Annotated in this window: 10 protein-coding genes and 8 pseudogenes; 8 read left to right on the top strand and 10 right to left on the bottom strand. The window is 55.6% G+C overall.

Annotated elements, in window-relative coordinates; genetic code table 11:
* Positions 1–20: 20 nt before the first annotated feature.
* Positions 21–2002 (bottom strand): annotated as a pseudogene (locus FDY98_RS14100) (sigma-54-dependent Fis family transcriptional regulator).
* Positions 2003–2289: 287 nt separating this feature from the next.
* Here FDY98_RS14100 and FDY98_RS14095 point away from each other — a divergent pair.
* The 3 genes and pseudogenes from FDY98_RS14095 to FDY98_RS14085 all read left to right on the top strand — a co-directional run bounded on the left by FDY98_RS14095 (position 2290) and on the right by FDY98_RS14085 (position 6311).
* A pseudogene (locus FDY98_RS14095) lies at positions 2290–4103 on the top strand (NAD(P)-binding domain-containing protein).
* A gap of 15 nt (positions 4104–4118) precedes the next feature.
* Positions 4119–5189, top strand: a complete 1071-nt coding sequence (locus FDY98_RS14090) for a 2,3-butanediol dehydrogenase (RefSeq protein WP_009287013.1) — start codon at positions 4119–4121, stop codon at positions 5187–5189.
* Positions 5190–5714: 525 nt separating this feature from the next.
* Positions 5715–6311, top strand: a complete 597-nt coding sequence (locus tag FDY98_RS14085) for an OmpW/AlkL family protein (protein ID WP_027957556.1) — start codon at positions 5715–5717, stop codon at positions 6309–6311.
* 142 nt (positions 6312–6453) lie between these two features.
* Here the strand turns inward: FDY98_RS14085 and pepQ are convergent.
* The 7 genes and pseudogenes from pepQ to FDY98_RS14050 form a co-directional block, all read right to left on the bottom strand.
* Positions 6454–7751: pseudogene (gene pepQ / locus FDY98_RS14080) on the bottom strand (Xaa-Pro dipeptidase).
* A 43-nt stretch (positions 7752–7794) separates the two neighbouring features.
* Positions 7795–8706 (bottom strand): LysR family transcriptional regulator, encoded by a 912-nt coding sequence (locus FDY98_RS14075; RefSeq protein WP_009287010.1) that lies wholly within the window; start codon positions 8704–8706, stop codon positions 7795–7797.
* Positions 8707–8755: 49 nt separating this feature from the next.
* Positions 8756–9826 (bottom strand): annotated as a pseudogene (locus FDY98_RS14070) (ABC transporter ATP-binding protein).
* Positions 9810–10834, bottom strand: a pseudogene (locus FDY98_RS14065) (ABC transporter ATP-binding protein). The pseudogenes FDY98_RS14070 and FDY98_RS14065 overlap by 17 nt, the downstream one beginning before the upstream one ends.
* Before the next feature lie 6 nt (positions 10835–10840).
* Positions 10841–11792: pseudogene (locus FDY98_RS14060) on the bottom strand (ABC transporter permease).
* A pseudogene (locus tag FDY98_RS14055) lies at positions 11789–12837 on the bottom strand (ABC transporter permease). Before FDY98_RS14055 ends, FDY98_RS14060 begins: the two co-directional pseudogenes overlap by 4 nt.
* 198 nt (positions 12838–13035) lie before the next feature.
* Positions 13036–14612, bottom strand: a pseudogene (locus FDY98_RS14050) (ABC transporter substrate-binding protein).
* A gap of 428 nt (positions 14613–15040) precedes the next feature.
* Between FDY98_RS14050 and FDY98_RS28145 the strand changes: the two are divergent.
* On the top strand, positions 15041–15193 hold the full coding sequence (locus FDY98_RS28145) for a hypothetical protein (protein WP_340146558.1): 153 nt from the start codon (positions 15041–15043) through the stop codon (positions 15191–15193).
* Complete coding sequence (locus tag FDY98_RS28140) at positions 15160–15456, top strand: hypothetical protein (RefSeq protein ID WP_340146557.1); 297 nt, start codon at positions 15160–15162, stop codon at positions 15454–15456. The genes FDY98_RS28145 and FDY98_RS28140 overlap by 34 nt, the downstream gene beginning before the upstream one ends.
* 67 nt (positions 15457–15523) lie before the next feature.
* Here the strand turns inward: FDY98_RS28140 and FDY98_RS14040 are convergent, their stop codons facing one another.
* The gene (locus FDY98_RS14040) at positions 15524–15910 is read right to left on the bottom strand and encodes a glutaredoxin family protein (protein WP_027957550.1); all 387 of its coding nucleotides are present in this window, start codon (positions 15908–15910) and stop codon (positions 15524–15526) included.
* Positions 15911–16164: 254 nt separating this feature from the next.
* Between FDY98_RS14040 and mpl the strand changes: the two genes are divergently transcribed.
* Genes mpl through FDY98_RS14025 form a run of 3 tightly spaced genes read left to right on the top strand, consistent with a single transcriptional unit; the run spans position 16165 to position 18827 of the window.
* Complete coding sequence (mpl, locus tag FDY98_RS14035) at positions 16165–17559, top strand: UDP-N-acetylmuramate:L-alanyl-gamma-D-glutamyl-meso-diaminopimelate ligase (protein ID WP_027957549.1); 1395 nt, start codon at positions 16165–16167, stop codon at positions 17557–17559.
* Positions 17556–18200, top strand: a complete 645-nt coding sequence (locus FDY98_RS14030; protein WP_027957548.1) for a flavin prenyltransferase UbiX — start codon at positions 17556–17558, stop codon at positions 18198–18200. The genes mpl and FDY98_RS14030 overlap by 4 nt, the downstream gene beginning before the upstream one ends.
* A 3-nt stretch (positions 18201–18203) precedes the next feature.
* Complete coding sequence (locus FDY98_RS14025; RefSeq protein WP_027957547.1) at positions 18204–18827, top strand: LysE family translocator; 624 nt, start codon at positions 18204–18206, stop codon at positions 18825–18827.
* Positions 18828–18845: 18 nt separating this feature from the next.
* On the opposite strand, the gene FDY98_RS14020 is transcribed toward FDY98_RS14025, so the two are convergent.
* Complete coding sequence (locus tag FDY98_RS14020; RefSeq protein ID WP_027957546.1) at positions 18846–20243, bottom strand: bifunctional DedA family/phosphatase PAP2 family protein; 1398 nt, start codon at positions 20241–20243, stop codon at positions 18846–18848.
* Between the last annotated feature and the right edge of the window lie 16 nt (positions 20244–20259).

Below are 20259 nucleotides of genomic sequence, written 5' to 3'. Positions count from 1 at the left end.
AGCTTTGAAGTAGCTTTTTATCACCCCTGCCAATTCGGCGGCACGATGCCCTGGCGCTGCATTTGCCGGTATATCGTGGGCCTTGAAACCCCGAGAGCGCGAGCCACGGCGCTAATGTTCCAGTGCTGCTCCTTGAGCATTTCCAGCAATGTGTGATCGCTGTCGCTACCAGCGTCTGCAGGCAGGGGAGTTGCTTGCCGAGTGATGCGTTGGCTTAGGCACTGCTCAGGTAAGTCATGAACGGTGATTTCTTCGTTTTCTGAGGTGGCCAGTGCAAAGGCCAGCGCATTCTTTAGCTGACGGATATTACCGGGCCAGGCGTAAGCTAGTAGGGCGCTAATGGCATCGGCCCGCAGGCGCGGTGATTGGCTGGAGGCTCGCTCCTGGATGATGTCATCAAATACGCGGCGGATAACGTAGAGCTTATCGGCGCGGTCGCGTAGCGCGGGCAGGCGCAGTTGAGCCCCGTTAAGGCGGTAATAGAGGTCTTCGCGGAACTCACCCTGCTGGATCATCGAATCGATATTGCGATGAGTGGCGGTAATCACCCGAATATCAACCTTTTCAGGCTTATTGGCCCCAAGAGGCATCACTTCTCGCTCGGCCAGTACGCGCAGTAGGCGGGTTTGCAGGGCCAGCGGCATATCGCCGATTTCATCTAAAAACAGTGTGCCGCCGTGGGCTTGGGGAATCAGCCCGCGCATGCCTTTGGCGCGCCCGCCGGTAAAGGCGCCGGGCTCGTAACCAAACAGCTCGCTTTCGATCAGCGCTTCGGGAATGGCGGCACAGTTTACTGCGATAAAGGGGCCTTTAGATCGGTTGCCGCTGTCATGCAGAGCACGGGCAACGACCTCTTTGCCGGTGCCGGTTTCTCCGCTAATCAGCACATTGACGCTGGCTTCGTTGCGCAACCGTTCAGCCAGTTTCTGCACTTTGCGCATGGCGGGGTCGTCGGCGCCGAGGCGTACTAGTGGTTCCGGCAGGCTGGAGGCGAGAGGTTGTGCTTGCTGAGCAGGGCGCGGGCGGCGTGGCTCCAGCAGGCTAATAAAGTAGATCGTGTTATCGACCCTGGCGCGAAAAGCACGCAGTTGATCGTCGGTGGCGCTATTAATGCTGAGTACATCGGCGATCTCGCACTCGAATAGCTCCCCCAGCATTGGGGTGTGATGGGCTGACCAGGGTGGCCAACGGCGCTGGTGTTCACTTATCAGATCACGACCCACTGCGTTGGCAGCAATCACTTGCCCGTTCTCTTCAATGGCGATGAGTCCGCGCCCGTTTACATGCACAAACTCTCGTGAGGTATCCAGCCGCACCATCAGGCAGTCACGGTAGCGCTGAAGAAAATAGGCGTCCTCGATCATGCGCGCGTAGAGCGTTACCAGAGAGAGACTAAAATTTTGACTCTCATGCTGGGTAGGCGATTGCAGCGCGGAGATGTCCAGTACGGCCATGACGTTGCCTTGCGGGTCGGCGATGGGCGCGGCAGTGCAGGTAAGCGAAATATGCGAGGCGTCGAAGTGCTCCTGGCGGTGGCAAATAATCGCTTGGCGGTCATGCAGGCAGGTGCCTACGGCACAGGTACCCGCAAAGCGTTCGTCCCAGTCGGCACCGAGGTATAGGCCTGCTTTGCGCAGTTGCTGGTCTTGGTTGGGATCGCCACGAAACTCAACGGTTATCCCACGGTGGTCGGTGAGCAGTAGCACGTAGCCTAGTTGAGCAATTTGCTGATAAAGCTGGTCAACCCGGCTCTTGCCACGTGCAGTAGTTCATCCACGGATTCCCGGTGCTCGATCAGGATTTGTTGAGGCACCACCCGGGCTGGGCGTGGCTGGGTGGGATCGAGTTGGTACTCGTTTAGGCAGCGCAGCCAGGAGCGTCGAATAGTCGGCTGGGCGGGTAGCTGGGGCATTTCCAAGCCTTCGCCGAGCTGGAAAATATGCTCGATATGCTGGCGCTGGACGGATTGCAGCCGTGCAGGCAGGGACGATTGAGTGGGCATGGCGTGGTTCACCGTGGGGCTTGTTATTGTCCTTCCAGCCTATGCGCTCTGGCGTGGGTGTCAACGCAGCGCTATTACGCCGTTAGTCGTGCGTTACACCTGTAACGTTGTTTACAACTAGATGTGACAGGTGTACGCCTTGGGCAACGCCTAATCGACAACTGTTTTTTAAATTTATTTATATTTTTCATATGCTTGTGGTTTATCTGAAATGATTGGCACGGCGGGTGCTTAGAGTTGGGTGTCTCACCAGCAATTCAACAATAACAAACGATGGAGTACTCACTATGTCCGAGATACCGGCACAAACCCAGCAAACCGCCACGGCTATTGTCCAAGGGTGGCTAAGTGATTTTGATAAAGCGCTGCAAGCCCAGGATATTCAGCGTGTTTTGTCGCTATTTAATGAGGAATGCTACTGGCGCGACTTTGTAACCTTTACCTGGAATTTAAAAACCTGTGAGGGAAAAGATGCTATTCAGGCCATGCTCAATGCGACCCTGGAGAACGTGCGTCCTTCGAACTGGCAGCTAGAAGGCGAAGCTACCCAGAACGGCGATACCAGTGAGGCGTGGTTTACCTTTGAAACAGCGGTCGCCAGCGGCAAAGGCTACTTGCGTCTAAAAGACGGCAAATGCTGGACGCTACTAACCACTATGCAGTCGCTTCATGACTACCCCGAACCGCGTAACCACAACCGCCCAAAGGAGCTGAGCACGGGGCCAATAAACAGCGTGAAACCTGGTTAGAGTCACGGGAGCGCGAAGAGGCAGAGCTTGGCTATACCCAACAACCTTACTGCGTGATCATCGGTGGAGGCCAAGGTGGGATTGGCCTTGGGGCCCGGCTGAAGCAGATGGGCGTGCCGACCATTATTATCGAGCGCAACGAGCGAGCCGGGGACTCCTGGCGCAAGCGCTATAAGTCGCTCTGCCTGCATGATCCAGTCTGGTACGACCACCTTCCCTATATTCCTTTCCCTGAAAACTGGCCGGTGTTTGCCCCCAAAGACAAGGTGGGCGATTGGCTGGAGATGTACACAAAAGTGATGGAGCTCAATTATTGGAGTTCCACTGAGTGTCAGAATGCACGTTATGACGACGCCGCAGGCGAGTGGGTGGTTAACGTTAAGCGCAACGGCGAAGAGATCACGCTACGCCCGAAACAGCTGGTAATGGCCACCGGGATGTCGGGCATGCCCAATGTGCCGACATTTCCGGGCGCAGAGAGCTTCGCAGGCGAACAGCAGCACTCTAGCCAGCACCCAGGGCCGGATGCTTATGCGGGTAAAAAGTGTGTGATTGTGGGTTCGAATAACTCTGCTCACGATATTGCCGCGGCACTCTGGGAGCACGACGCCGATGTGACCATGCTGCAGCGTTCATCCACCCATATTGTGAAGTCGGACTCTTTGATGGAGGAAGTGCTGGGGCCGCTCTACTCCGAAGAGGCGGTGGCCAATGGCTTAACCCACGACAAGGCTGATCTGATTTTTGCCTCGATCCCCTACAAGGTGCTTCCGGACTTTCAGCGCCCGGCGTTTGAGGCAATCAAACAGCGCGACGCCGAGTTTTATCAGAAGCTGGAAGACGCGGGCTTTCTGCTCGATTTCGGTGACGATGACTCGGGGCTGTTTTTGAAGTATCTACGCCGGGGCTCAGGTTATTACATCGACGTAGGCGCCTGCGACTTGGTGGCTAACGGTGATATCAAGTTGCGAAGCGGTGTGGGCATTGAGCGCATTAACCCCCACTCCATCACACTTACCGATGGCAGTGAGCTAGAGGCAGATTTGATCGTCTACGCCACCGGCTATGGCTCCATGAATGGCTGGGCGGCGCGGCTTATCTCTCAGGAAGTGGCGGATAAAGTCGGCAAGTGCTGGGGCCTGGGCTCTGACACCACCAAAGACCCCGGCCCTTGGGAGGGCGAACTGCGTAATATGTGGAAACCCACCCAGCAAGAGGCGCTGTGGTTCCACGGCGGCAACCTGCACCAGTCGCGGCACTACTCACACTATTTAGCGCTGCAGTTAAAGGCACGCATGGAGGGGCTGGAAACGCCTGTCTATGGGCTGCAGCCGGTTCATCATACGTCTTAACAGGAAGGGTAACCCATGAGTCAGTCAAGCATGCAGGCAGCGGTTTGGTACGCAGCAAAAGATTTACGCGTTGAGCAAGTTTCGGTTCCCTCTATGAGCGACCCCCATGAAGTGAAAGTGAAAGTGGCTGCCTGTGGTATTTGCGGCAGTGACTTACACGAGTATGCTGCCGGGCCGATTTTTATTCCGGTGGGCAAGCCGCACCCCATTAGCGGCGAACAGGCGCCGATCATTATGGGCCATGAGTTCGCTGGGGAAGTGGTAGAGGTCGGCGAGAAAGTCACGCGGGTGAAGGTAGGCGACCGCGTGGCGATTGAGCCGATCCTTTCCCCCAACAAGGATGGCGCTTATCAGATGGAGCGCTACAACCTCACGCCCTTGCTGGGCTTTCACGGCCTTTCGGGCGGTGGCGGCGGCTTTTCCGAGTTCACCGTGATGGGGGAACATATGGTGCACAAGCTGCCGGATGACCTCAGCTTCGAGCAGGGTGCACTGGTAGAGCCCGCGGCGGTAGCGCTGCATGCGGTGCGCCAAAGCTGCCTGAAAGCCGGGGATAGCGCGGTAGTTTTTGGCGCGGGGCCAATTGGCTTGATGACCATTGAAGCGCTAAAAGCCGCAGGCGCTGCTCAAATATATGCCGTTGAGGTCGCGCCTTCACGGAAAGCCAAAGCCGAAGCGTTAGGGGCCATTGTGGTTGACCCACAGCAGGAGGATGCGGTTACGAAGCTACAAGCCTTGAGTGGTGGCGGGGTAGACGTGGCGTTTGAAGTCACCGGCATTCCTGACGTGCTGAATCAGGCGTTGCACAGCACCCACGAAGGGGGCGAAGTGGTGGTGGTGAGTATCTGGGAAGGAGAGGCCAGCTTCCAGCCTAACGACCTAGTCATCAAAGAGCGCACCATGAAGGGCATTATTGCCTATCGCCATGTTTACCCAGCGGTAATGGCACTGATGCAGCGGGGCTACTTCCGCGCCGAGGACATGGTGACCCAGCGCATTCCACTGGCGGATATCGTGGAGGAGGGCTTTGAGGCGCTTCTAAACGACAAAGCCCAAGTGAAAATCATCGTGACACCCAACCACTAATCTGAGGATTCCGAAGCGTAAACAAACGCATATGATGCTTTGTGATGCAAAAAGGCCTCAAAGTGCGCAATGCTGGTGCATTTTGTTTGCTGCAGTGCGTCGGAGGTTGATGTCAGTGAAGAGGTTTTTATTAACCATATGATTTTTAATGATATTTAAAAAATTGGCACGCAGATCGCAGTGTATATGGCAAAGGATGAGTGAATAGAGAGGCGTAATTAACTATCTGGCTTCTTTTCCTTCTTCATCCACGTTGCTACCGGCTGGTAGCAACAAACCGAGTGAGCTGGCGTGCTCCACCTGGTCCCCTTCGGGGGACTTTTTTTGTGCCCGGATTTTATGCCTGAGTTTTATGCCAGAACTTTACGCATAGGAAAAACTATCAGGGTGCAGTTTCTTATAACAATATTTTACAAGCAATTTGGAAACAGTGTTCGTATACTATACCCTGTACAGGTAAGTTGGATAGCAAGTACCGCAATCCCCAAGCGCAAGGAACTGCGCGCTGCATAGAGGATGACCCTTATGAGTAATATGAAACTGATTTCTGCTGCTGTAATCACTGCCGGTTTCGCACTGGCAAGCCAAGCGGCTCTCGCTTATAACGCTGGCGATGTATTCGTTCGTGGTGGTGTTGCCCAAACGGATACGGGGTCAGGTAATGGCAATCTGAATGGTGATTCACTGAACGTGCAGAGCGCTCGCGGCTTCACTTTTGGTGCTGGTTACCTGTTTACTGATAAGGTTGGCGTTGAACTCAACAGCTCTGAGAAGTTCGAGCACGATCTGAACACCTCTGCCTTAGGCGATGTGGGTAGTGTTGATCGTCTACCTGTTAATCTACTCGTGAATTACTACCCGATGGGTGGCCTGGATTCACGTGTACAGCCTTACGTTGGTGCTGGCCTTAACTACACACGCTTCTCTGGTGAGCCGAGTGGTGTGAATGTTGATGAAAGCTACGGCGCGATCGGCCAAGTAGGGGTTGATCTGGCTGTGACTGATAATATTATGCTCAATGGTTACGCAAGCTACGCTGACGTGAACGCAGACATCAACGTCGGTGGTGAAGTTGACATCGAACCCGTCACCATTGGCGGTGGTGTTACTTACCGCTTCTAAGTTTTACTAGACATTAGCTTTACTGGATTTTAGCTTTGCCTAGGTTTTAGCTTTGTTAAGTCTTCTGAAATATCACTACGCCCGGCCTTGAGCCGGGCGTAGTGCGTTGTAGAGTGTCGATTAGCACGACGTTACAGAGGGCTTATGGTGTTAAGTTATCAAAGCCGCTCTCTGTCACTGCTACGTTATCTTCGATACGAATACCGCCACAGGATGAGAGTTGGTCGACCAACGGCCAGTTAATGGGCAGTGAGGTGTTGCGCAGCGGGTCGAGCAGCATGGTGATAAAATAGAGCCCAGGTTCAATGGTAACGACCATGCCAGGGCGCAGCGTGCGCGTCAGCCGTAGCGCTGGGTGCTGCTCTGGCGCAGGGGCGGGAGTGCCATCCGGGTGGCGTAACCCGGCCACATCATGCACTTGAAGGCCCAGCGAGTGGCCCAGTCCATGAGGGCAGAATACCCGCGTAACGCCCTCGGCAACCGCTTGTTCTGCGGTGCCTTTAAACAGATCATTAGCCACCAATATTTCACCCAGGTGGTGATGCATCTGCTCGTGCAGTGCTAAAAAGTTAATGCCTGGGGCTACGCCTTTGACTAACTCATCTTTCAGCCCATGCATGGCGGTGACCAGTTCGCCAAACGCGACGGGGGCATCGGGGCCAGCGTATGTGCGGGTAATATCGGCGCAGTAACCCCGAAAGCGGCGACCCGCATCCACTAGCAAGCTATAGCGCTGTTTAGGTGCATTAAGGTCGTAGTGTTGATAATGCAGTACGCCAGCATGCTCATTTAAACCAATAATATTTTGGTAGGGAACGTTTGACTCGCGCTGGCGACTCGCTGCTAAGTACGCCAGCTGAATATCCAGCTCACCGGCGGCGCCGATAAAGGCGGCCTGGGATGCCTGATGGCCCGCTATCGCTAAACGGTTGGCTTCACGGATACAGGCGATCTCATAGGGCGTCTTAAACAGCCGTAATTCATCAAGGGCATGCACTATGCGTTCAGGGTGATGTTCAGCTTTTAGCGCCTGCTGGGTGCTGATGGGAAGGCGCTCGATATCGCCAATAACGGCGGCATTTCCCAAAAGCGGTGGGGAGATTTTCTCGCTGCATAAGTGGATATCAAACGCCTCTACCCAGGGCTCATCGGGTAGCTGAGTGGGCAAGTGCCAAAAGTCGGCGGGCGCATACAAGTAGAGCTGGGGGCGCTCTCCCGGCTGAATAATCAGCCAGCTATGCTGCACATCGGCTAAACCCACCCAGTGCATGAAATGCCCGTAAGCCTGAAAAGGAGGAGCGTGGTCATCTGCAAAATGGTGCTGGCATGGCCACTGTAAATTGCCAGGCTATCGAGCCCGTGGTCGGTCAAAATATCCGAATAAGCACGCTGTAGGTGCGCTATATGCTCACGTTGCAGGTTAAATAGGGTGGTTGACATACAAAGCTGTGCCCTCTCTTAAGTAAGGTTTCTCAAATGGGGGTCATACACGGGGTGGCGCAAGTTCGCTCCATAGGCTATCCAGCTCAGCGTGGCGATGATTTTGATGACGGTATAGCCGTAGCTCCATGGGCACATCCCAGCGACTATCGCCCGCTCTTACCAGCGTGCCTTGAGCAAGCTCTGCCGCGACGTTGCGTTCAGGCAGCCAACTCATGCCGTAGCCAAGTAGCACCAGCTCTTTAATACCGGCCGCGTAGAGATTTTCACTCTGTGCAGTTAAATAGGTGGTTTGGGGGAGCCTGGCTAGGTGTGCTTTAACCGCAGACCCCAACAACCCACGCTTGGGGTAGGCAAGCCAAGGCAGCGGTTGATGGCGCGAGCCAGGCAGCAGTGCGTGAGGTTCTCCCTCTGGGTTTAACCCAGTCACTGGAATCAGCCGTTCATGCCCAATCACACGATAATTGCAGGCGCTGGTGTCGATCTCCAGGTCGCAGCGCCCAATTGGCCAGTAACAGATAGCCAGGTCGCACTCGGCACGCGCTAAGGCTTGAAAGTAGTCATTGGCCACCCAGCCGGTCGCCCGCAAATACGGCTGTACGCGATCTTGCCACCCTGTAGACGCCAACCATTCCGGTAAAAAATGCGGCAATAGGCTCTGCGGTGCTGCGACCATAATGCGCCGCTGCTGGCCAGCGTTAATTTCGCGCACCCGGTCACGGGTCAGCCGCACCCGGTCGGTCACCTGTTCGCACAGGGTCAAAAACTCCTCCCCGGCCGGGGTGAGTGAGAGCGGCAGCGTTTGACGATTAATCAGCGTTACGCCCATCTCCTCCTCAAGCAGTTTAATCCGCCGGGAGAAGGTGGGTTGCGTAACGTTTTGATCATCTGCTGCGCGTGAGAAGTGCCGCGTTCTGGCCAGGGCGATAAAATCTTCTAGCCAGCGAATTTCCATGCTCTACCTCTCAGCGCCTGGGGTCGCTGTATCGAATACGACGCCCGCTTCATAGGCGTCCCTCCTCAACAGCGTGGCACGCCACTCGGGTTCCGTCATCCTGTGTTTGCAGCAAGGGGATCTCTTGCTTACAGCGCGCATTGGCATGGGGGCAGCGGCCATGAAACACGCAGCCGCTAGGCAGGTTAACCGGGGTCGGCACTTCGCCGGTGAGACGAATATGCTGGGGCCGGTCATCCTTCAAGCGTGGAATGGCCGAGAGCAGCGCCTGGGTATAGGGGTGGCGCGGCTTATCGAACAGTGTCGCGGTGGTGGCAACTTCACACACCGTGCCTAAGTACATCACCGCCACGCGGGTGCCAAAGTGCTCCACGACGGCTAGGTCGTGAGTAATGAACAGGTAGGTCAGATTGCGCTCTTGCTGGGCTTCCATCAGCAGGTTGAGCACCTGGGCTTGAATCGAGACGTCCAGTGCGGAGATAGGCTCGTCGGCAACGATGAACTCAGGGTCAACGGCCAGGGCGCGGGCAATGGCAATACGCTGCCGCTGGCCGCCGGAGAACTCGTGGCCAAAGCGTTTGCCCCAGTCCGGGTCGATGCCCACTGAGCGCATCACTTCCTCTACCTTGTCGAGAATTTGCGGCCGCTTCCAATCAGGGTGGTGCAGGCGTAGCGGTTCTTCCAGGGTTTGCTGAATAGTCATGCGCGGGTTGAGCGACGCATAAGGGTTCTGGAAGATCATCTGCATCCGCTTGCGATACGGCAGCAGTTGGCGCGAGCTTAAGTTATCGATGCGGTTGCCGTCGTAGCGAATCTCACCCTCTGTTGGGGTCAGCAGCCCCATGACAGTTCGCGCCACGGTGGACTTACCGCAGCCCGACTCACCGACCACGCACAGCGCTTCACCGTTTGATATCCAGATTCACACCATTAATGGCGTGAACGTGCTCTTGGTGGCGACCAGCTTACCGCCCTTAAAGCGCAGCTGATCGAGAAAATCCCCAGAGAGCGAGAAGCGCTTTTTTAGATCGCGAATCTGGAGTAGCGAATCAGCGCTCTGTTCGTTCTGACGTGGAGTAGGATTATGGCTGTCCGTTATAGCCTCAGCGTGCGCACTCATGAGGTTTCCTCTTCAAACGGCGATCTTCGAGCATTTCAGCGACCATATGACACGCCACACGGCAATTGCCGGATTCGACAAATTCAGGCACCTGCTGGGTGCAGGCGGGGCGGGCTGGCCATCGGCACGATTGATAAAATCGCAGCGCGGATGAAACGCGCAGCCGCTGGGCAGGTTAGAGAGTGACGGCATGCTGCCGCGAATCTGATTGAGCTTTTCACCCGGCGTTGCCATCTGAGGCAGGGCGTTGATTAACCCCTGGGTGTAAGGGTGCTGCGGGTCGTTGATAATCTCCCGTGTTGGCCCTTGCTCAATGACTCGGCCAGCGTACATGACCAGCATGCGCTGGGTGACCTGGCTGACCACGCCCAGGTCGTGGGTGATCAGAATAAGCCCCACATTGTGCTGCTCGCAGAGATCAAGCAGCAGCGCCATGATCTCGGCTTGAATGGTCACATCAAGTGCCGTGGTGGGCTCGTCGGCAATGATAATGTCCGGTCGAGGAGCAGCGCAATGGCAATAATAATCCGCTGACGCATACCGCCTGAAAGCTCGTGAGGGTACTGATCCAGGCGCGTTTCCGGCGAAGGGATTTGCACCTGTTGGAGTTTGTCCAGGGCGATCGCACGGGCTTCTTTGGAAGAGATGCGCCGGTGGCTTTTAAGCACTCGACCATCTGCTCGCCAATGGAGAGCACCGGATTAAGCGTCATCATTGGGTCTTGGAAGATCATCGAAACGCGGTTGCCGCGTACTTTACGCAGGCCACGCTCAGACATGCGGTTAAGCACCTGACCGTCAAACGTCACCGTACCGCCGGCGATAAAGCCCGTTTGGCGATCAAGTTGAGCAGCGAAAACGCGGCAACCGATTTGCCTGCGCCGGACTCACCGACAATACCCAGGCGCTCACCGCGCTCAAGGCTGAAACAGATATCGCGCAGGGCGTGCACTTCACCCTGGCGCAGCGCAAAGCGTACATCGAGGTTGTTGACTTCAAGTAGTGCCATGTGTCCTCAGCCTTTGTAGAGTCGTGGGTTCATGACATCACGCAGCCAATCGCCGAGTAGATTGATCGACAGCACCAGTACCACCAGAACTGCACCCGGGATCAAGGTGATCCACCAGGAGCCGGACTGAATGTAGTCAAAGCCCGATTTGATCAGTGAGCCAAGCGAGGGGTGGTCTCTGGCATCCCAGTCCCAGAAACGAAAGCGCCGCTTCAGAGATAATCGCGTTGGCAATCTGCACGGTAGAGATAACGAATATCGTGACATGGTGTTGGGCAGCACGTGGCGGAACATAATCCGTTTGCTGCGTAGGCCCATCACGCGGGGGCATCAACGTACTCTTTGTTTTTCTCTGCCAGCACTGAGGCGCGCACGGTACGGGCATACTGAGGCCATTCGGCCAGGCCGATAATCAGAATCAGCATCATCACCGCGTACTGGCTATAGAAGGCGCTACCCATGGTCGCTTTGACCAAAGCGCCCACCACGATAGCGACCATAAGTGTCGAGAATGACAGCTGAATGTCTGCCAGGCGCATCAAAATCGTATCGACACGGCCGCCCAGGTAGCCCGCCATTAGGCCGAAGGTGACCCCTAGCAGCGCCTGCAAAATAACCGCACCGAAACCAATCAGCAGCGATACGCGGGTGCCATATAGCACAATCGACCATAAGTCGCGCCCCTGGGCATCGGTACCTAGCGCGTAACGCTCATCGGCACCGTCAATCCAGAAGGGCGGCAGTTCAGATGACATAATGTCTATCTGGATAGGTCGTAAGGGTTCGTGGGCGCCAGCAGCGGTGAGGCAAAGGCGGCGATAACCATGCAGATAAACACAGCCAGGCAGAGCTGGGCGGTGCGGTCACGCTTGAAGCTGTACCATATATAGGAGTCGCGCAGGCGTTCCCAGCGGCTGGGTGAGGCGCTCGCTGGGGAGGAATTGTTGGTGGTGCTCATGCGGGCTTCCCAGTCAGTTTAACGGTGGGGTTCACCATGCCGTAGATGAGATCCACGATGGTGTTAGTGACGACAAAGATCACGCCGACGATCATCAGGTAGGTCACAATCAGCGGTATATCGGCGCGGTTGATCGCATCCAAAAACATCAAACCCATGCCGGGCCATTGGAAAACGGTCTCAGTCAAAATGGTGTAGGCCACCATGGTGCCGATCTGTACGCCGCCCACGGTAATCACCGGTAGCATGGTGTTTTTAAGGGCGTGAACGAAATAGACCCGGCGCATAGAGATGCCTTTAGCGCGGGCATACTTGACGTACTCCGACTGCAGGACTTCCATCATTTCGGCGCGAATCAGACGGATAAACAGCGGTAGCATAATGGAGGCCAGTGAGACCGCCGGCAGCACTAGATGCTGTAAACCGTTCCAAGTTGCCAGGTTGGTGTCCCAGTTGCCCACCACGTTAACGAGATCATAACCACGGCCGAAGGAGGGCATATTGCCTTCGGTGGAGAAGAAGTCATTCAGCCATGCGCCCCAGACGGTACTTTCGGGGAACAGTGTGACAGTGACGCCGATGGCGAAGATTTGAATCAGTACGATCGCGGTCAAGAACACTGGAATCGAGATACCGATAATCGATATACCCATAAACAGGCGTGAAATCGGTGAGCGCGGTTTGATGGCGCTATATACCCCAATGGGTACCGAAAGCAGCACAATAATCAGCGTCGCGGCAAATACCAGCTCCAGGGTGGCTGGTAAGTGGCGAGCAATTACTTCTAACGCCGGTTCGCGATAAAAGTACGAGTAGCCGAAATCGCCTTGAACGGCGTTTTTAGCAAAACGAGCGTACTGCACCAGGAAGGGGTCATTGAGGCCAAAGCGCTCGCGAATCTCTTCACGCTCGCTCTCCGCACTGACTGGCCAACCATCTGCTGTATGGGGTCACCCAGGTTATCCTGAATGGCGAAGGCCAGCACGCTGATGACAAACATCACCAAAATCGCGTGCATCAGCCGCTTGATTAAAAAGGCAATCATGGCGTACGCCACCTATATGAGGGGTTCATCAAAGGGAGTAGGGCATGTTATGCAGAGTTCTCACAGACGCGAACTGCCAGCTAAAAGGCTTCGCCCCCTAAACGCTTAGGGAGCGAAGCATCCTTGCGGTTTACTTGTTGGCTGTTAACGCTGTAGTGACTCTTTTCTAGGCATTTAATCAATCAGCGCTGTGAGCGCTTAATCGTCGCTGCGATTAATGACCAAGTCACCCAGGTAGGGTTGATCAAGAGCATTGACCACCGGCTCAATATCGATACCGTCAGCGGCAGCGTAGGCGAGGTTCTGCCAGTGCAGCGTGATATAACCGACGTCTTCATAAAGCATGGCTTCGGCTTCACGCAGCATTTCGTTGCGTTTTTCCAGATCGTTTCGCTGTCGGCTTCAGTGATGAGTGCGTCGATCTCTTCGTTGCAGTAGCCACCGTAGTTGTACTGGCCAGCACCGGTCTCTTCATCGAAGCAGAAGGTTAGATACTGGAAGAAGTTAGCGGTATCTTCGGTATCCGCGTGCCAGCCGATCATCGCCATATCCGATTGGCGGGTATCGTACTCAGGCCAGTACTGCGCCAGGGGCATGGTACGCAGGTCAACGTCAATATTGATTTGTGCCAACATGTTCGATACCGCCTGGGCAATCTGGGCATCGTTTACGTAGCGGTTGTTGGGGGCAATCATTTCAACGCTGAAGCCGTCTGCGTAGCCTGCTTCAGCCATTAGCTCTTTGGCGCGTTCAATATCGTAGCGTGGCGTTAAGTCTGGGTTGTGACCGGAGTAACCTTTGGGTGATATCTGTCCGGCGGGCGTCGCGAAGCCGCGCATTAAGCGGTCGGCAATGGCTTCCTGGTTAATAGCCAGATCAACCGCTTGGCGAACGCGGGCATCCTGAAAGGCTTCAACGCGGTCTTCGTTCATTTGGAAGCCAATGATACGCGTACCGTCAACCTCAACCAGATTAACGCCGTCGGCCTCGCGTACGCGATCCAAATCGTTGGGAGGCACGGCATCAATAAAGTCGACACCGCCAGAGAGCAGGGCGGCAACCCGTGAGGCGTTCTCAGCGATGGGCGTCAGCACGATATTAGAGACGTTGCCTTCGCTTTCGGTGTCCCAGTAGTCTTCAAAGCGCTCAAAATCTACCCGCACACCCTGACGGCGGTCAGTCACCATGAACGGGCCAGTACCGGAAACATTGCGCGAGGCAAATGAGTTGCCTGCTTTAACAATTTCAGCTTTGTCGTTGCCGTCGTCGGTTTCACCGCTATAGAACTCGCTATCCATCGGGAAGATGTAGGTAGCCAGGTTGAGCAGCAGCGGGTAAGGTTCGGTGGTGACGATCTCAACGGTGTAGTCGTCAACGGCTTCGGCGCTGGCAACCGGCTCAAAAATAGCGCGATAGTCAGGGCTCTCTTTTAGACGCTCAATGGTCCATACCACGTCTTTGGCGGTGAATTCGTTACCTGAGTGGAAAGTAACGCCTTCACGCAAGGTCATGCGCATGGTGGTTTCGTCGACCTGTTCCCACTCGGTGGCTAAGCGCGGCTCAAACTCAAAATCTTTTGTCCAGCGAACAGCGGATCAAATGCCATATGAGAAAGCGCAGCACGCCGCCAGAAAGCTGCTCATGGAGGTCGAGTGTTTCAGGGTCGGCGGAGTAGCCAATACGCAGCGTTTCAGCACTTGCGGTCATCGGTAGTAACGTCGTACCCGCAACCACTGCACCATAACGGAAGCCAGTAAGGTTTTCTTGAGCGTCATCATCGTTCCCTTAAATCATTGTTTATTTTTCGTTTTACCGCCGTTTTCTTGGCTAGAAGCACCCTTCCCGCCAGGAAAGCGTCGGCAAAACAGACACGGTCAGTTGTTAAGCCTATTTACAACACAAGCGCACAACCTAGGCTTACAACATAGAGAGTGCCTATCGCGTCATACAATCGAAATAATGACAGGCATCATTCGTCTACTGAATGATGAGGCTAATAGCGCACGCTGAAGGCTCTATTTAAGACTAAAGTAGTAAGCGAAAAGCGACGTATAAATAGGACGGAAAATCTTATGTGGAAAAAAATTGGGATAGCGTTGATGGGGTCTTGGCTACCTATCACTGGTTTTGCCACTGAGCCTGTGGGGCAAAGTCCCCTGATCAAGGTGGCTCTGAGCGCGCGGCGCCTGAAATAGCAGGGTCGTTGGATGATGAGCTGCGGGAGTGGTTTATTTTACGCCATGGTAATGACTCAAATGCCTCATTCGTAGAGCTAGGCGACGATATCAATATTGATATCGCTGGCTCTGTTGACGATGAGAAGTGGGACGGCGAGGAGCGCTCTCTATTAGCCTGACCGTGAACGAAGGGCAGTTGATCAATGCAGTGGTTATTTATTCCATTGGGGCTTCTATTGCCCCGCCGCTGTTCACCTCTGAAGGGGGGGAAGTAGTAGTAACACTGACTCACTATGACCGTACCAGCCAAACGGTTCGCGTAGCTGGGAAAATTGAGGGGGCGCTGGGACTGCAAGTCGAGCTAGGTGAACCGCCAAGCCAGGAAGAGGGCATTGAGATCGACGTGGCGTTCGATGTAGAGGCGCAAAAAGTAGAGTTCTAATGCCCAGGTCGACGTTTGCCGACCTGGTGACAAGACCTCAGTGGCTATCCATGTCCATCAAAAGCGCTTAACCGAACTGCTGGTGCAGCCAGGCATTAATAGTGTCAGATTCGTACATCCACTCTTCACGCCCATCGTCGTGGGTGATTCTCAAGCAGGGCACTTTGACTTTCCCGCCCCCTTCCTGCAGCGCCTGTTTATGCGCAGGGTCAAGCTGGGCATCGCGTCGTTCAATGTTCAGGCCTAAGCGTGCCATTTCTTTGCGCACCTTGATGCAAAAAGGGCAGGTGCGAAATTGGTATAGCGCCAGCTTCTGGCAGGCTTGATCCACGCTAGCTTGCTCTTCAGGCGTACGCTCTACGGACTTGGGTGTGGAGAGCTTCTCGGAGACCAGCATGACCGGGGTAAGCACCAGACGAAGACCACGGAAAAAATAGCGAATTAAAACGCGCATCGAAAGACTCCTTTGCTGATGTGTCGGCTTACACCAGCGTGACGAGTGGGAAGGAAGTGATAGCCACTATTCATAAACAGTGGCCGCATCCTGCAACAACTGGAAGGATTTGTCACTTGAGCGGCGTTTTGCCAGCGTTTATAGCGATGAGGTGATGAGCAAATAGCGTCAACATGCTAGGCTAGTCAGCTATTTTTACGCCATTTTTTGGCTTTTAGTAAATTAGTTTATGGGCGATTAACGGGGCGAGAGCCATGCATCTGCATATTATGGGTATCTGCGGCACCTTTATGGGTAGCCTGGCACTGCTGGCGCGTGAAATGGGGCACCAGGTGAGTGGCTCCGATCAGAATGTTTACCCACCCATGAGCACCCAGTTGGTTGATGCGGGCATCACCTTAATGGAGGGCTACCACGCCGAGCATCTGTCGCCAGCGCCGGATCTTGTCGTGGTGGGCAATGCCTTGTCACGGGGCAATGAAGAGGTTGAAGCGTTACTCAATAGCGGCCTGCCGTATACCTCGGGGGCGCAGTGGTTGGCGGAGCACGTGCTGCCCGGCCGACGCGTCATTGCCGTGGCAGGTACCCATGGTAAAACCACCACCGCCAGCGTATTAGCCTGGCTTTTAGAGAGTGCCGGCTTAGCGCCGGGGTTTTTAATCGGTGGCGTGCCACGTAATTTTGGCGTATCGGCGCGTTTGGGTGATCCTCAGGCGCCGTTCGTGGTGGAAGCTGATGAGTACGACACGGCTTTCTTCGATAAGCGTTCCAAGTTTGTTCATTATCGTCCGCATATCGCCATCCTCAACAATCTTGAGTTTGACCACGCCGATATCTTCCCCGACTTGGCAGCCATCGAGCGCCAGTTCCATCACCTGGTGCGCACCGTGCCTAGTCGTGGCCACTTATTAGTTGCTGATGAGCAGCCTGCCCTTGAACGTGTGCTGAGCCAGGGCACCTGGACGCCGGTAGCGCATTTTGGCGATCAGGCCGCGAGCGAATGGCAGCTTAAACTAGAGCGCGCCGATGCCAGTCGCTTCCAGGTGATTTATAGCGGTGGCGAGCCCGGCCTGGATGAAGACGGAGTCGTTGAGTGGGCGCTTACCGGCGAGCATAACGCACGCAATGCGCTGGCAGCGCTGGCAGCGGCGCATTTGTGTGGGGTTGATCTAGCCCGTGGCTGTGCGGCGCTGGCGCGTTTTGAAACACCCAGAAGGCGCCAGGAGGTGCGCGGCGAAATCAATGGCATTCAGGTGATCGATGATTTCGCCCACCACCCCACGGCGATTGCCGCGACGCTCAAAGGTCTACGTGCGGCCACCACGAAAGGACGCCTGCTGGCGGTCATCGAGCCGCGCTCCAATACCATGCGTTTAGGTGCTCTGCGCGAGCGGTTACTCGAGAGCGTGGCTGACGCTGATGGCGTTTTTTGGTTTCAGCCCGCCGGGCTCGACTGGTCGATGGACGAGCTGGTTGCCACGCAAGGTGCGCATGCCCAGCTGTTTAGCGATATTGATACGCTGGTGGCGGCAGTGGTCACCCAAGCGTCACCGTTGGATCGCATTGTGGTGATGTCCAACGGTGGCTTTGAAGGGGTGCATGAACGCTTGCTCGCCGCATTAGCCACAGCCAAGGAGGGGAATGCGTGACAGATAGAGCCGACGCATCGTTCAAAAAGCCGATTACCGTGGCACTCACCGGCGCATCCGGGGCTCAATACGGTTTGCGCTTGATCGATGTACTAGTCGCCGCAGGTCATGAAGTGTGGGTCATGATTTCGAAAGCCGCCCACATGGTCATCGCCACAGAAACAGATATTGAGCTACCCGCCCAGCCCCAGCGTTTAGCCGAGGCGCTGAGTGAGCGCAGTGGGGCACAGCCTGGTCAGATCCGCTGCTTTGGCCGCGAAGACTGGATGGCGCCGGTGGCATCAGGCTCTGGCGCGCCCTCCGCCATGGTGGTGTGCCCGTGCTCTACCGGCACGCTTTCTGCCGTCGCAACGGGGGCTAGCAATAACCTGATTGAGCGGGCGGCGGACGTGGCGATTAAAGAGCGCCGAACGCTGGTTCTGGTGCCACGAGAAAGCCCGTTTTCGCCGATTCACTTGGAGCACATGCTGACATTGAGTCGCTTGGGAGTGGTCATCTTACCGGCAGCCCCAGGATTTTATCACTGTCCACAAACCATTGATGATCTGATTGATTTTATTGTCGCGCGTATCCTCAACCAGCTAGGAATCGAACATTCACTAGTGCCTCGCTGGGGAGAAGTCGGAGAGAAGGATGACTGATCTATGATGTCGTGGGCCACGCTGTCGGTTTTTGTGCCAACGTTTCTGTTTGTCTCGCTAACCCCAGGTATGTGCATGACCCTCGCCATGGTGCTGGGCATGACCCAAGGCGTCAAACGCACGCTGTGGATGATGATTGGCGAGTTGCTCGGCGTGGGCTTGGTGGCGGCGGCCGCTGGCGCAGGCGTGGCGGCGTTAATGCTGCGTCAGCCAGAGCTGTTTGTGCTGTTTAAGTGGGTGGGCGGCGCTTACCTGGGTTATTTGGGTATTATGATGTGGCGTTCCCGTGGGCGCATGGCGATTCCTAGCGAGCTTGATGCGGGCCCACCCGCTAGCCCCCTGCAGTTAGCCATGCAAGGGTTTGTTACCGCGGTGGCAAACCCTAAAGGGTGGGCATTTTTTATGGTGCTGCTGCCGCCTTTTTTGGATAGTAGTCGCCCATTGCCGGGGCAGCTCAGCCTGCTGATAGCTGTCATTTTGACCATTGAGTTTGTCAGCATGCTGGTCTATGCCACCGGCGGCAAAACGCTACGCAATGTGCTCGGTAAAAGCGGCAATGTCCGGCTCCTGAATCGCATCGCCGGAACACTGATGATTGGGGTAGGCCTGTGGCTTGCCTTGGGGTAAAGCGGTGTCGATTTAAAGCTAAACCGGTGGGAAGAAGCCGACGCGAGCGCTGATAAGCACTAGCGATGCCAGGCTGAGCAGAAGCCACGGGCAGGGGCGCATCGACGGGCGCGACTGCTGCTGCCAATGAAGTAGCGTGAGTGCGCAAACGACCAAGCCGAGTAGCGCGCCTCCCACCAGATCACTGAACCAGTGCACGCCCACCACCAGTCTTGATAGCGCCATGGGCAGTGCAAGCGCTAGTGCTATCCAGTACACCCAAAAGCGTTTTTGACGGGGTATCTCGGCCGCAACGAACGCCGCTGTAAGGCCAACGAGCACCACGGCGGTGGAAGTGTGGGCGCTGGGGTAGGAGAACGAGCCCATTAAGTAGTCCGGTGTCTCTGGGCGAGCACGACCAAACAGCCCTTTGCCTACTGTGTTTAGCAGGGCGACGCTGGCAAAGGCGCCACTCCAGTGCAGTAAAGCCTCCCATCTCTTGCTCACCAGCATCCATGCTGCCCAGGGCAGTGTTAAAGCGATAATGCCTAGGGTGTCGCCAATGCGTGCAAAAACATTCCCCGCTCGGTACAAAACATCGCTCTGCAGCCAGGAGAACAGTTGCTGAATGAACAGATCAATCTCAAGCGGTTCATGGTGGGCGATGACCAGCAGTGTCCAGCCAGACAGACTGCCTAGCGCTATGACCAGTAACAGTAGTGAAGCCAAGGGAACATCGCCGGTTTGGCTCATGGCCAGCCATGGCCTGCGTAGTAGCGGCATACGGCGAACGCTGCCAGCAATAGCCCGGTAAAGTCGCCCATGCCGTGTCGCCTGATGCCGACCCCAGGAGAAAATCACCGCGAGCACGACAATGATCGCTGCGAGGATAAGCAGCGCAGCCTCTATGCCTGGCGGTAGATTCAAATGGTGCTGCCAGGTACGCCCCAACAAATAGCCGGGCAGTATATAGGCAGGCGCCCACAGCGCTGCAGAAGTGACATTAGCCCAAATAAAGGTGCGTGGTGGCATACGCATCATGCCTGCTACCAAGGGAATAATCGGTCGCACCGGACCGACAAAGCGGCCGATAAACACCGACCAGATGCCATAGCGCTCAAAGAACCGTGCCCCGCGGCCCAACCATTCGGGATGCAGGGAAAGGGGCCATCTCTGAGTGACCTGCTCGTGATGTTTAAAGCCCAGCGAAAAACTGACGCCGTCGCCTAAAATAGCGCCTATGAAGGCAGCACCGATTAACCATGCCAAGCCAAGATCCTGGTGTCCCGCCAGGGAGGCTGCGGTAGTGATTAACACCACGCCCGGCACCAGCAGCCCGATCAAGGCAAGTGATTCGACTAATGAAATCACCAGCACCAGACAGACGATCAACGCAGGCGATGGCGTTAATGAGTGGAGCAGATCGGCTAGCGGCAAGGAGAGTACTCCAGCA

Source organism: Halomonas sp. PA16-9 (assembly GCF_009728585.1).
GTDB classification, from domain to species: Bacteria; Pseudomonadota; Gammaproteobacteria; order Pseudomonadales; family Halomonadaceae; genus Vreelandella; species Vreelandella titanicae.
This window is presented reverse-complemented; position numbering and strand designations above follow the sequence as displayed.

Coding starts and splice junctions, on each gene's coding strand:
- FDY98_RS14040 (WP_027957550.1), bottom strand. CDS start 15,910: ATGCGCGTTTTAATTCGCTATTTTTTCCGTGGTCTTCGTCTGGTGCTT.
- mpl (WP_027957549.1), top strand. CDS start 16,165: ATGCATCTGCATATTATGGGTATCTGCGGCACCTTTATGGGTAGCCTG.
- FDY98_RS14085 (WP_027957556.1), top strand. CDS start 5,715: ATGAGTAATATGAAACTGATTTCTGCTGCTGTAATCACTGCCGGTTTC.
- FDY98_RS14075 (WP_009287010.1), bottom strand. CDS start 8,706: ATGGAAATTCGCTGGCTAGAAGATTTTATCGCCCTGGCCAGAACGCGG.
- FDY98_RS14090 (WP_009287013.1), top strand. CDS start 4,119: ATGAGTCAGTCAAGCATGCAGGCAGCGGTTTGGTACGCAGCAAAAGAT.
- FDY98_RS14025 (WP_027957547.1), top strand. CDS start 18,204: ATGATGTCGTGGGCCACGCTGTCGGTTTTTGTGCCAACGTTTCTGTTT.